Source organism: Pseudoxanthomonas sp. (assembly GCF_036845285.1).
Lineage (GTDB): Bacteria > Pseudomonadota > Gammaproteobacteria > Xanthomonadales > Xanthomonadaceae > Pseudoxanthomonas_A.
Map to the genome: position 1 here is coordinate 1 of NZ_DAIUEE010000007.1, position 13,297 is coordinate 13,297.

At 66.1% G+C, this 13,297-nt stretch carries 9 protein-coding genes, 1 tRNA gene and 1 pseudogene; 10 read left to right on the top strand and 1 reads right to left on the bottom strand.

From position 1 onward, the window contains the following. The 7 genes and pseudogenes from V7060_RS10170 to V7060_RS10200 form a co-directional block, all read left to right on the top strand. Window positions 1-503, top strand: a 503-nt coding sequence (locus V7060_RS10170) for a sigma-70 family RNA polymerase sigma factor (protein ID WP_334179131.1), incomplete at its 5' end; no start/stop codon positions are given. Between the two features lie 306 nt (window positions 504-809). Next, window positions 810-2,204 (top strand): annotated as a pseudogene (locus V7060_RS10175) (glucan biosynthesis protein G). Window positions 2,205-2,206: 2 nt separating this feature from the next. Beyond that, complete coding sequence (gene mdoH / locus V7060_RS10180; protein WP_334179333.1) at window positions 2,207-4,177, top strand: glucans biosynthesis glucosyltransferase MdoH; 1,971 nt, start codon at window positions 2,207-2,209, stop codon at window positions 4,175-4,177. Next, window positions 4,140-4,215 (top strand) — tRNA-Ile (locus tag V7060_RS10185). The genes mdoH and V7060_RS10185 overlap by 38 nt, the downstream gene beginning before the upstream one ends. Before the next feature lie 600 nt (window positions 4,216-4,815). After that, entirely contained in the window at window positions 4,816-6,219 is a 1,404-nt protein-coding gene (locus V7060_RS10190) for an EAL domain-containing protein (RefSeq protein WP_334179132.1), read from the top strand. Between the two features lie 81 nt (window positions 6,220-6,300). Next, complete coding sequence (locus V7060_RS10195; RefSeq protein WP_334179133.1) at window positions 6,301-7,119, top strand: transglutaminase family protein; 819 nt, start codon at window positions 6,301-6,303, stop codon at window positions 7,117-7,119. A 601-nt stretch (window positions 7,120-7,720) separates the two neighbouring features. Then, window positions 7,721-9,457: an amidohydrolase gene (locus tag V7060_RS10200; protein WP_334179334.1), complete on the top strand. Its 1,737-nt coding sequence runs from the start codon at window positions 7,721-7,723 to the stop codon at window positions 9,455-9,457. Between the two features lie 55 nt (window positions 9,458-9,512). Here V7060_RS10200 and V7060_RS10205 read toward each other — a convergent pair whose 3' ends face one another. Continuing rightward, window positions 9,513-10,232, bottom strand: a complete 720-nt coding sequence (locus tag V7060_RS10205) for an FCD domain-containing protein (RefSeq protein WP_334179134.1) — start codon at window positions 10,230-10,232, stop codon at window positions 9,513-9,515. 93 nt (window positions 10,233-10,325) lie between these two features. Between V7060_RS10205 and V7060_RS10210 the strand changes: the two genes are divergently transcribed. Genes V7060_RS10210 through V7060_RS10220 form a run of 3 tightly spaced genes read left to right on the top strand, consistent with a single transcriptional unit; the run spans window position 10,326 to window position 13,257 of the window. Beyond that, complete coding sequence (locus V7060_RS10210; protein ID WP_334179135.1) at window positions 10,326-11,114, top strand: (Fe-S)-binding protein; 789 nt, start codon at window positions 10,326-10,328, stop codon at window positions 11,112-11,114. Then, window positions 11,111-11,794: a lactate utilization protein C gene (locus V7060_RS10215; RefSeq protein ID WP_334179136.1), complete on the top strand. Its 684-nt coding sequence runs from the start codon at window positions 11,111-11,113 to the stop codon at window positions 11,792-11,794. Before V7060_RS10210 ends, V7060_RS10215 begins: the two co-directional genes overlap by 4 nt. Continuing rightward, window positions 11,791-13,257: a LutB/LldF family L-lactate oxidation iron-sulfur protein gene (locus tag V7060_RS10220; RefSeq protein ID WP_334179137.1), complete on the top strand. Its 1,467-nt coding sequence runs from the start codon at window positions 11,791-11,793 to the stop codon at window positions 13,255-13,257. The genes V7060_RS10215 and V7060_RS10220 overlap by 4 nt, the downstream gene beginning before the upstream one ends. Window positions 13,258-13,297: the final 40 nt, after the last annotated feature.

A 13,297-nucleotide genomic window follows, 5' to 3' on the forward strand; every position in this document is an offset into this window, starting at 1 on the left:
GCACCATCCGCATCCCGGTGCACATGATCGAGACGATCAACAAGCTCAACCGCATTTCCCGCCAGATGCTCCAGCAGTACGGCCGCGAGGCCACGCCGGAAGAGCTGGCGAAAGAAATGGACATGCCCGAGGACAAGATCCGCAAGGTCATGAAGATCGCGAAGGAACCGATCTCCATGGAGACCCCGATCGGCGACGACGAGGATTCCCACCTCGGCGACTTCATCGAGGACACCAATGTCGAGTCCCCGATCGAGAACACCACCAACATCAACCTGTCGGAAACGGTCCGTGACGTGCTCGCCGGCCTGACCCCGCGGGAAGCCAAGGTGCTGCGCATGCGCTTCGGCATCGACATGAATACCGATCACACGCTGGAAGAGGTCGGCAAGCAGTTCGACGTCACCCGCGAGCGCATCCGCCAGATCGAGGCGAAGGCGCTGCGCAAACTGCGCCATCCGTCGCGTTCCGAGCAGCTTCGCAGCTTCCTCGATATCGACTGACGCTGCAGACCGCGTCCCGTTGCACCAATGAAGCGCGGCCCCGATGGGCCGCGTTTCTTTTTGGTGCATGGCGTGCGATGCCCGGTACGCGAGCCTTGCCATCTTCGTCACGCGTGCGTGCCTACACTTGGCTTGCCCCACGAGCCAGACTTCCGCGTGCAGCGACGGGATGCAGTGAAATCCGTCCTCGCCATCGCATTGCTGAGCGGCATGCCGCGCGCGATGGCACAGGCCTCAATGGCGGCGGACAGCGCGACGGACGCCATGCGATTCACCTTGGAAACGGTTCCACGTCTCGCGCAGGCGATGGCGGCGCAGCCGTATCGCGCGTCGGATGAGCGACTGCCTGCCGCGCTGGATACCGGGTACGACGCTTATCGCGACCTGCGTTTCGACCCGGCACAGGCGATCTGGCGCAAAGAAGGCCTGCCGTTCCAGCTGCAGATGTTCCATCGCGGCTTCCTCTTCAAGCAGCGCGTCGAGTTGTATCGGGTGGAGGCTGGTCGCGCGACGCCGATCGCGTACACGCCGGAATTCTTTTCGTTCCCGCCGGGCGTGAAGCTCTAACTCGGCAGCGATCTGGGCTTCGCCGGCTTCCGCGTGCATACGCCGCTCAATCGACCGGATGTCTACGACGAACTGGTCGCCTTCCTCGGCGCAAGCTATTTCCGCGCGCTGGGCAAGGGCCATGCCTATGGTTTGTCGGCGCGCGGCCTGGCGCTGGGCAGTGGCGATGCCGGCGCCGAGGAGTTTCCGGTCTTCCGCGCGTTCTGGATCGAGCAGCCTGCGCCAGGCGACGATCATCTGGTCGTGCACGCGTTGCTCGACAGTCCGAGCGTCGCCGGCGCGTTCCGCTTCGACATGAGGCCGGGTGCCGACACGGTGATCGAGGTGCAGTCGAGGCTGTATCCGCGCGTCGACCTGACCCGTGCCGGCATCGCGCCGTTGACCAGCATGTTCGAGTTCGACGCCGGCGACCGCGTCGGCACGGACGACTACCGGCCCGCCGTGCACGATTCGGACGGTCTTGCGATCCTCAACGGCCATGGCGACCAGATCTGGCGCCCATTGAGCAATCCGCCGCGCGTGCAGGCCAGTGCATTCAGCGATGCGCGACCCCGCGGCTTCGGCCTGATGCAGCGCAAGCGCAGCTTCGCGGATTACGCCGACATCGAAGCGCGCTACCACCAGCGTCCCAGCCTGTGGATCGAACCGATCGGCGACTGGGGGCGAGGCGCGGTGACGTTGGTGGAAATTCCCACCGGCGACGAATACCACGACAACATCGTTGCGTTCTGGCGGCCGGAGCGGCCGCTGCGCGCCGGCCGCGAACACCGTTTCGATTACCGCATGCACTGGTGCGACACGCACCGCTGGAAAGCCGATCTCGCGGTGGTCACCGATACGCGCATCGGCGCGGCTCCGGATCCCGCACGACGCCTGGTGGTGATCGATCTCGACGGCGGGCGTCTTGCGTCCACGCCCAGGGACGCGGTGCTGATGCCGGATGTCTGGGCCACGCGGGGCGATGTCGTCGGTGCGGTGGTCTATCCGAATCCGGAAACACAGGGGTGGCGCCTCAGCTTCGAGTTCCGTCCGCATGCGGAAAGCGCGGATGGACGTGATGTGGAACTGCATGCGCGCGTGCTGGAGGGCCACGTGCCGCTGTCCGAAACCTGGCTGTATCGCTGGAGCCGCTGACCATGAGCAGCCATCGCCCCGTTTACTCGTCGCAATCCACATGGCTGCCGCCGGAGTCGCCGCTGCCCATGCCGGTGCAGGCACTGCGGACCGGCGGTCGGTCCGCGCGATCGCTGCCCACGTCGCCCGCCGGGATCGGCCTGCGGCGTGCACTGGTCATGGGGGCCGCGCTCCTGCTGACGCTGTTCGCGACCTATCAAGTCTGGTGGGTGTTGCGTGGCGACGGCATCGATGTGCTGGAAGGCGTCCTGCTGCTGCTCTTCGTCGCGCTGTTCGCCTGGATCGCATTGTCGTTCTCCAGTGCGCTCGCGGGCTTCGTGCAGATCGTGTCTGGACGGGCGCCTGCGCTCGGCATCGACGAAGCGACGCCGTTGCCGCTGCTGACCACGCGCACGGCCTTGCTGGTGCCGACCTACAACGAAGATCCATGGCGCGTGCTGGCGGGCGTGCAGGCGATGCACGAATCGCTGTCCGGCAGCGGACAGGGGAATCGCTTCGACTTCTTCATCCTCAGCGATACCACGCGCGAGGATGTCCGGCAGGACGAGGTCGCCGCAGTGCGCGCGCTGCGGCATCGGCTGGGCGACGATGCGCGCGTGTTCTACCGTCGTCGCGACAAGAACACCGAGCGCAAGGCCGGCAACATCGCCGACTGGGTCCGTCGCTTTGGCGGCGCGTATCCGCACCTGCTGATCCTGGATGCCGATAGCCTGATGACCGGCGATACGCTGGTGAGGCTGGCTGCGGCCATGGAACGGCACCCCACGCTGGCGCTGATCCAGACGTTGCCGATGATCGTCAACGGCCGCACGTTCTTCGCGCGCATGCAGCAGTTCGCCGGACGCGTCTATGGCCCGGTCGTCGCGCACGGCATCGCGTGGTGGCACGGTGCGGAAGGCAACTACTGGGGCCACAACGCGATCATCCGCACGGCGGCGTTTGCGCGGCATGCGGGTCTGCCGCACCTGGGCGGCGGCAAACCGTTCGAAGGCGCGGTACTGAGCCATGATTTCGTCGAGGCTGCCCTGCTGCGCCGCGGTGGTTGGGCGGTGCACATGGCGCCCGGGCTTGGCGGCAGCTACGAGGAGGGGCCGCCTTCGTTGACCGACATGCTGGTCCGCGACCGGCGCTGGTGCCAGGGCAACCTGCAGCACGGCGCGGTGCTGCCCGCGCGTGGCCTTCACCCGGTCAGCCGATTGCACCTGCTGGTGGGGATCGGGCACTACTTCACTGCGCCGATGTGGGCGATGTTGATGCTTGTCGGGCTGGCGATTCCGCTGCAGCAAGCCGGCTTCAACCTGGGCCAGCTGCATCTGGAGGGGTTCACGCCGGCGCTGTACTGGCGTGGCGGTGATCCGGAGCGTTTCCTCTGGGTGTTCTATTTCACGATGGCGGTCCTGCTGGCACCCAAGGTGATGGGTTGCATCGCCACGGTGCTCGACCCGGCCTTGCGCCGCCAGTGCGGCGGCGCGTTCCGCATCGCCGGCAGCGCCTTGCTGGAAACGGCGATGGCCGCGCTGATGGCGCCGGTCACCATGTACGTGCAATCGCGCGGCGTGGCCGAGGTGTTGGCGGGCCGCGATTCGGGCTGGGAAACGCAGCGCCGTGACGACGGCAGCGTCCCGCTCGGCAGCCTGCTGCGGCGCTATCTCGGCCTCACCGTGTTCGGCATCTTCACTGGCGTGCTCGCCTACCTGGTGTCGCCGGCACTCGCGGCGTGGATGGCGCCAGTGGTGCTGGGCATGCTGCTGTCCATCCCCATCAACCTCGTGACGGCGTCCCCCCGCGTGGGCGACGTCCTGCGAACGTCGGGATGGCTGCGCACGCCCGAGGAAATGGCGCCTCCCCTCTTGCTCGAACGCGCGCTGCAGCTGCGCACGCTGCACGCCGCGATGCCATTGTCCGCCGTCGCCTCCGGTACAATCGCCGCGGCGGGGGCCTATAGCTCAATGGTTAGAGCAGAGGACTCATAATCCTTTGGTTCCAGGTTCGAGTCCTGGTGGGCCCACCAATCGCATCCCCTCAAGTTGAGTTTTGATGCCGACCTCGCAAGTTGGAACATTGTTTCAACTTGCGATGACAGGAAAGGCAATAGTCGCAACGACTTGCCTCTACGACGACCGGATGGAACGCTCTGGCGGCTTTCTGCCAGGGATTCAGTCGATAAACATCGCAGCGTATACAGCGTGCGTGCTTGGCTATGCAGGCCAACCTTGAAGACAATTCAGCTGCTGGCACGGAAGCATGCCAGTTGACGCGGCTGGTCTTGGGGCGGCTCAACACGACACGCGACTGGCGTACGGATTTGACCCGTCCTCCACATGCATTGCTTGCACAACAGAAGCCTCCCTTTCTTGTGCGAATGCCACCTTCAGGCCGACAGTAAATTGACGGTTGCTGCGCCGGGAAAATGACACTACTGGTGTGATCCGATCCTTTGTTACCCTGCCGTTTCGGCGCCATTGCCAGACACTCCCACCGCTCCCCCAGCATGGTCTTCCGGCGCAGGCCTGGACTGCCCGGATGGCGCAGCAGTGGTGGTGCATGAGGCGCCTCGACGATGGCGAACAGGTCAGGGGACGAGGCGTCGGCGCGCTCGCATACATTGAGAATGAAACTGCAGAGCGAACCGAGAAGAGAAAAGGTGGCGGCCATCCTCACACTGGCCGGCGCGGCATGCGTCAGCCTGGGGCTGGCGTGGACATTCTGCTATTTGTATTTCGGGCGCCAAGAGCTGTCGGTGGTCTTCGTCGCCCTGACAGGGGTGGGCGTACTCGCCATCTATTGCAGCAAGCGGAGCAACGGCGCATCGCTTCTTCTCGTCGCGCATGGGGTCCTCGCCGTCATCTGCGCCATCGCACTGATCGACGCGCCAATCGCCTGGGTTCCACGATCCGCCCATCTCTTCCTGCTGCCGCTTGCAGCGGGTGCGGCGTTCACTTTCGAGCGGCGCGAGCGCTACGGCGCGCTGTTCTTCCCGATGGCGTGCCTTGGCGCTTTCGCCGCATTCGCGGTAGGCGCGCTGGACTCGCTTGCGCCCAACATCTCGCCGCCGGTGGAGGTGCGCGCATGGGGGGCGAGGGCGAATACGACGATTTCAATGATGCTGCTGGCCGCGATCTTTGCCATCTACCGGATCGACAGCGGAAAACGGCTCAGGATGGAGCGCGAGTTGGGGCGGGCCGTTCGCAACGGTGAAATCGAGATCCATTATCAGCCGCAGGTGCGCGACAGCGGCATCGTGAGTGGTGCGGAGGCGCTGGTCCGCTGGCGGCACCCATCCGGCAGGTTGCTGTCGCCCGATGCCTTCATCCACTTGGCCGAGGAAAGCGCGCTGATCCGCGAAATCGGGTTGGAGGTGCTTCGCCAGGCCTGCGAGACCCTGAAGCACTGGTCCGGCGATCCCCGGACGCAGGCACTGCGCCTGGCAGTGAACATCAGTCCGGTGCAGTTGCTGGACGATGCATTGGTCTCTTCGGTCTCCGCGATCATTCGGGCTGCCGGTGTCGATCCGGCATTGCTGGAGTTCGAACTGACGGAGTCCGCGTTGTCCACCGATACTGCGGCGATGATCGAACGGATGGAGGAACTGGAGTCGACGGGTGCTTCCTGGGCGCTCGACGACTTCGGAACGGGCTACTCCTCGCTGGCGACGTTGCGCACGCTCCCGGTCCGCAAGCTCAAGATCGATCGGCAGTTCCTGGTCGAGGCGACAAGGCAGGAAAGCGCGCAGCGGCTTCTCGGGAAGATCATTGAGATATCGCATGTCATGGGGATGAGTGCCCTGGCCGAAGGGGTTGAGACACTTGAGCAGCGCGAACTATTGCTTCGCCTCGGCTGCGATCACTTCCAGGGCTACCTGTTCGCGCGGCCGATGCCGCGCGCAGAACTGCAGGCGTGGCTGGATACGCAGCCGCTGCCCGCCACGTCTACGGATCCCCGTGCTGCGGCAGGGCTGCGACTTGTCCACGGTGCGCTTCATCGGCGCGTAACGCAGGGTTTGGACGGCATATGAGAGGATGCGGGCAGCAGTGTCGGCTGCGTATCGAACCGACGATGCCCTCGTATTGAACTTCCATCTGCCATCGGGTCGAACATGCGCGTGCTTGCCGGATGCGAACTGGTAGTTGAATCGGTCGAGGACTGCGCGGTGGTGGCGATGCTGCGGCCCCGCAGTGGCGAAGCGCAATGGCTGATCAGCGAAACCTATACCTTCGATCCCAACGTTCGCCCGACAGAGTTCGTCGACGTGTTCGGCAACCTGTGCCAGCGTTTCGTGGTGCGGCGTGGGCGCATGCGGATCCGCGCCGAGCTTGAGGTCGAGACCGAGCGCGACGTCGCCATTGCGCCGTGGGTCGCGCCGGCACCGGCCGCGCTCCTGCCCGATCACGTACTGCAGTATCTGTTGCCGAGTCGTTACTGCCCGAGCGATCGTGCTTTCAACCAGGCGCAGGCCATCGTCGATGCGGCCGATCCCCGCAGCGGCCAGGTCGGTGCGATCGTGGCGTGGATCCTCGCGCACATCGCGTACCGGTACGGCGTGAGCGACGCCAGCACGGACGCGCTGGGTACCATGGAGGCGGGTGCAGGCGTCTGCCGCGACTACGCCCATGTCGGGATCACGCTATGCAGGAGCTTGCGCATTCCCGCCCGGATGGTGGTTGGGTATCTGTACGGGCTGGAACCCATGGACCTGCATGCCTGGTTCGAGGCGTACCTGGACGGCCGCTGGTATACGTTCGACCCGACACAGTCGGCACCCCGTGGCGGCCGGATCGTGGTCGCCTATGGTCGTGATGCTGCCGACGTGGCGTTCCTGACCAATTACGGCTGGCTGCAGACGGTGGAAATGCAGGTATGGGTGGGCGAGCGAACGAGCGAAGCGCCACCTTCATTCACGGATGGCAGCCGGTAGCGGTCGGGTAGCGTCCGGGTCGGCATTCGAATCCGCAGCCGGAAGCCGGCATCGCCCGATGGAACGCGATCCAAGCGAGCGCTGGGCGCGGTCCACCGCGGCTGCCGAGCAAGCGGTTGGCCTCCAGGCTGGTCAACGGGTTGGACAGGCCGGCCTGTACGTAGGCGTGTGCTGAAGCAAGACGTCCGGGACGTGCTCGTCAGGCGTACGTACGGCGACTTGCGGCTGCCATCACCGTGCCGCTCTTCGGTGCGCTGCGCTGCTGTGGCCTGATCCAGTTGCCGCGCTTCCATATCGGGCCGTATCTGGAGGATGGGCGCCTGGTCGAATCCCGTTCTCTTGCCTCTTGAGTCCGTCCGCCTCTGGCGCCTGGCGCGTCCCGGCACTACGCTGGACACGGCCACTCGCACTGGGGAGCAAGCGCTTGGCCGCATCCCGACCCACAGCGTGACGCAGTCGACCTGCCGCAATCGTTGAAGCTCGCGGCCTGTATTTCCAGGCATTGGACGGGGCAGCCGGTCGCCGAACTGCCTCCGGCAACCCCGTCAGACACAGCATCACCACCCACCTGATCCATCCAGCATGGAGATCCGCCGTGAAAATGCTTGCCATCGGACTAAGCCTGGCCGCTCTTGCGCTGGCCGGTTGCTCCAAGGGACCTGCCGAAGCAGCGCCCGCCGGTTCGACTGCCGCAGCCGCCGGCCAGGCGGCCGATTCGATCTATTTCGGCGGTGAGATAATCACGGTGAACGATGCGCAGCCCAGCGCGGAAGCCATCGCGATCAAGGACGGGAAAATCATCGCCGTAGGCCGCCTCAGTGAACTCACCGAGAGTTCCAAGGGCGCGGATACGAGGATGGTGGATCTCGAAGGCAGGACGCTGCTGCCCGGTTTCATCGACCCGCACAGCCACTTCATCAATGGCATGGCGATGGAAGATCAGGCCAACATCACCGCGCCACCGGTAGGCCCTGCCAGCACGGCTGCCGAGATCGTTGCCGAGTTGCAGCGGTTTGCGGAAGCAAAATCGAAGAAGCCCGGCGACATCATCCTGGGCTACGGCTACGACGACAACATGCTTCCCGGCGACCACCCGCTGACCCGCGACGATCTGGACCCGGCATTCCCGGACAACCCGGTCATCGTCGTGCATGTATCGACCCATGGCGCAGTGCTCAATTCCGCCGCGCTGAAGAAGTTCGGCATCTCGGCGGCGACCAAGACACCGGAAGGTGGCGTCATCGCGCGCAAGCCGGGCAGCCAGGAGCCTACCGGCCTCCTGATGGAGACCGCGTGGATTCCGCTGCATGAGCAACTGCCTGCCTCGTCCAGGGACCAGGAACCGAGCCAGATCAAATACGCCCAGGACCTCTATGCCGCTGCTGGCGTCACCACCGCACAGGACGGCGCATCGATGGCGCCGCACGTGGAGATACTGCAGCGCGCGGCCAATCGTGGCGAACTCTTCATCGACGTCATCTCCTATCCCTTCATCGGGGACCTGGAGAAGGTCCTGCAGGCGCACCCGGCGAACACCTTCGGCCGCTACGGCCATCGCTTCAAGCTGGGTGGTTGCAAGATCCTGGCCGATGGATCGCCACAGGGAAAGACCGCCTACTTCACGACGCCCTACCTGACCGGAGGTCCAAGTGGCGAGAAGCACTGGAGGGGTGAACCCACCTTCCCGCAAGAGGTGCTCAACGGCATGTTCAAGACCTGCTACGACAACGGCCTGCAGGTCATTGCGCATGCGAACGGCGACGCCGGCATCGATGCCGTCCTGAAGGGTCATGAGTCCGCAATCGCGGGCGCCGCCGGCAAGGACCGCCGCACGGTCATCATCCATTCCCAGTTCGTCCGCAAGGACCAGCTCCAGAAATACGTGGAATACGGAATGATCCCGTCCTTCTACACCGAACACACGTTTTTCTTTGGCGAAGCGCACATCAAGAACCGCGGGCTCGAACAGGCGTCCTTCATCAGTCCGATGAAGACCGCGATCGGCATGGGCCTGCGCCCCACCAACCACACCGACTTCAGCGTGGTGCCCGTCGACCAGATGATGGTGGTGTGGTCGGCCGTCAACCGGACATTGCGGAGCGGCGAAGCGCTTGGCCCATCGGAGCGCATCAGCCCGATGGACGCCATCAAGGCCATCACGATCAATGCGGCCTACCAATATTTCGAACAGGATCGCAAAGGCTCCATCGAGCCAGGCAAGTTGGCCGACCTCGTCATCCTGGACAAGAATCCACTCACCGTTGCGCCCGATGACATCAAGTCGGTCAAGGTCCTGGAAACGATCAAGGAAGGCAAGACCATCTACATCGCGCCGTGATTGAAGACGCGGGACCAGCGTCCCGCGTCTGGCGAGGCGCCGCAAGCAGCGGGTGCTAGCCCGTCGTCTTGCGCGCTCGCGATACCTTAGGCAGCGCGTTGAGCTGGACGGCGACGTAATCCATGTGGCCGCCCGCGGTGTCGCGCGCGCGTTCGGCGTCGCGTGCGAGGATCGCGGACAGGAGCGCATCGTGCTGGCTGCGCAATTGCCGGGAAACCGGTGATTGCGGCGACAGGCCGGCGAGGCTGGCCTGCACGTGGTCGTGCAGCAGCGCGAGCAGCGAGGCGACGAGGTAGGAGAACACGGGGTTGTGGGTCGCATCGGCGATGGCGCGGTGGAAGGCGACATCGCTGCGGATCTGTGCCTGGCGGTCGCTGCCGCTGTATGCCGCATCGACGGCGGCATGGGCGGCCTGGAGGCGGATGCGATCGTCGTCGTCGTGGCGAAGCGCGGCGAGTTCGGCGGTGCGGCCTTCCAGCATCGCGCGGAATTCCACCAGGTCGGCCTGCAGCATCGGATGCTGGCGCGCCATGTCCTGCCAGATCTCGGCCATGTGCCGCTCGGCTGCCGCGACCACGTAGGTGCCATCTCCCTGTCGGCGCTCCAGCACGCCGCGGGCGACCAGCAAGCCGATCGCTTCGCGCACGGTCGCGCGCGATACCTGCAGGTGCCCGGCCAGCGTGCGTTCGGCGGGCAACCGGCGGCCGGCGGCGTAGCGTCCGGCGGCAATGCCCTGCTCGAGGTGCAGGACCACCTGGGCGACCTGGGACGGCATGGCGATGCGCTCCGCAACGGAATGGTCAGACCAATATACCGGCGGAGGAAGGACCGTCGGAGACTGCGTGCCGGACAACCCGGACCGCCCGCCATGCGCTCGCCAGATCCTGCCGGCTCCTCCCCTCGTCGGGACGTGTACCTGTTCGCCACGTGCGTGGTGGACCTGTTCATGCCCGATGCCGGCCTCGACGCGATCGCCGTGCTGGAACATCTTGGTTGCCGCGTGCACCTGCCCGAGGCGCAGACCTGCTGCGGACAGCCCGCCTATACCAGCGGCTTTCCCGAAGAGTCGCGCAAGGTCGCGCGGGCGCAGCTGGACCTGTTCCCGCAGCGCTGGCCGATCGTGGTGCCCTCGGGCTCCTGCGCGGGGATGATGCGGCACCACTGGCCACGGCTGTTCGCGGACGATCCCGTCCTGCTGGCGCAGGTCCGCGACATCGGGGCGAGGGTGGTGGAGTTCAGCGATTTCCTGGCGGCCACCGACCTGCCGATGCCTGCGGCCACCACCACGGGCCCGGTATCGGTGTGCCTGCACACCTCGTGCAGCGGGCGCCGCGAGACCGGTGCGCTGGCCAGCGGGCGCCGACTGCTCGAAGCGCTGCCCGGCGTGGAGTTGAAGATCCAGGCCTACGAGTCCGAGTGCTGCGGCTTCGGCGGCACGTTCGCGGTCAAGCAGCCGGACATATCGGCCGCAATGGCCGGCGACAAGGTGGATGCGCTGACGGACAGCGGCTGCGATGCCTTCGTCAGCGGCGATTGCGGCTGCCTGCTCAACCTCAATGGCACCCTGGCGCGTCGCGACAGCGCCCTGCAGGGCCGGCATATCGCCAGCTTCCTGCGCGAGCGCTGGGGCCTGCCGGCACCGGATGGCGACGCATGAGCACGCAGGTCGTATCGTCGCGAGCACGCGCTTCGATCCTGTCGCGGCTGCGCGCGGCCGCACCGGTCGAACTCCCGGCGCCGGACGTGGCGGCGTACTACGCCGATGCCGGCGCGCCATCGGCCGCCACGATGCGCGAGCGCTTCATTGCGCAGGCGCGCGGCTGGCGTGCCGAGGTGATCGAGACCGATGCCGCGTCGTGGCCAGCGGCACTCGCCACGGTGCTGGCGGACAAGGGCGTGCGCCGGCTGATGGCGGGTCGCGACACGGCGCTGGTCCACGGCCTGCACGCTGCCGCGCAGGCGGTGACGCTGGACTGGTACGACGCGCCCATTGAAACCCTCAAGCCGGTGTTGTTCGACACCGTCGACGCCGGCATCACCACCGCGCTGGGCGGCATCGCGGACACCGGCAGCCTGATCCTGTGGCCTGACGCGCGCGAACCGCGCACGCTGTCGCTGCTGCCACCGCTGCATATCGCCGTGCTGCGCGAGGAAGACCTGCAGCCCACGCTGTACGCGGCCATGCGCCACCGGCAATGGGCGGCGGGCCTGCCCACCAATGCATTGCTGGTGACCGGGCCGTCCAAGACGGCCGACATCCAGCGCCTGCTGGTGTACGGCGCGCACGGCCCGCGCGAACTGGTCATCCTGCTGCTGCGCGCGGAGGTCGCGGCATGAGCGCGACAAGGCCCGCCGCCGATCCGGTCGCGTTCAAGGACAACGCGCGGCTGGTGCTCGCCGATCCGGTGCTGCGTCGCGGGTTCCGCGGCGCGATGGATTATCTGGCCGACAAGCGCGCCGCGCAGTTTCCCGAGCAGGACGCGTTCGAACGCCTGCGCACGCTGGGCGAGCACCTGCGCAAGCGCGCGCTGTCGCGGCTGCCGGAACTGCTTGAACAGCTGGAAAGCGCGCTGCAGGCGCGCGGGGTGCAGGTGCACTGGGCCGAGGATGCGGCCGATGCGAACCGCATCTTCCAGGAGATCGCCGCGCGCCACGACGCCACCATGATGGTCAAGGGCAAGTCGATGGTCAGCGAGGAGATCGAGCTGAACCACCGCATGCAGGAGCAGGGCATCGCCTGCGTCGAGACCGACATGGGCGAGTACATCCTGCAACTGGATGGCGACCGTCCCAGCCACATCATCATGCCGGCGATCCACAAGACCAAGGAAGACGTGGCGAAGATCTTCGCAGAGCACATTCCCGGCGCCGGCTATACCGAGGACGTGGACGAACTGATCGCGATCGGCCGCGTCGCGCTGCGCGACAAGTTCCGCCAGGCGAAGATCGGGGTATCGGGCGTCAACTTCATGGTCGCCGAGACCGGCTCGCTGGTGCTGGTGGAGAACGAAGGCAACGGGCGGCTCTCGACCACGGTGCCGGACGTGCACATCGCGATCACCGGCATCGAGAAGGTCATCGAGAAACTCGAACACGTACCACCGCTGTTCACGCTGCTGACGCGCTCTGCGACCGGCCAGGCCGTCACCACCTACCTCAACATCATCAGCGGGCCGCGTCGCGAGGGCGAGAAGGACGGGCCGCGCGAAGTGCACCTGGTGCTGCTGGACAACGGCCGCAGCCAGGCCTTCGCAGAAGAACGTTTCCGCGCGACGCTGCAGTGCATCCGCTGCGGCGCGTGCATGAACCACTGCCCGGTCTACGCGCGCATCGGCGGCCTGTCGTACGGCACGACCTACCCGGGACCGATCGGCGCGATCATCTCGCCGCATCTGCTGGGACTGGAGTCGACCCGCGACCTGCCGACCGCGTCCAGCCTGTGCGGTGCCTGCGGCGACGTATGCCCCGTCGGCATTCCCATCCCCGAATTGCTGATGCACCTGCGCGAAGCCGGACGGCACCATCGTCCCGCAATGCAGCAGCACAAAGCGTTGAAGGGACAGGGTGCAGTGCGTAGCATCCCGGAGGTCCTCGCTTGGAAGGCGTGGCGACTGCTGTATTCGAGCCCGATGCGGTATCGCCTTTTTACCTGGATCGCCTCCCGGCTGCGCGGCCTGACGCCTGCGCGCCAGGGTGGCTGGACACGCTCGCGCATTCCCTTGACGCCCGCGCCGCGTTCGCTGCGCGAGCGGCTGCGGGATGCGCGCAATACCGCATCGCACGACACACGGGAGGAGTAGGGGAACACGATCAAGCCGACCGCGGACCGGGAGCATCCGC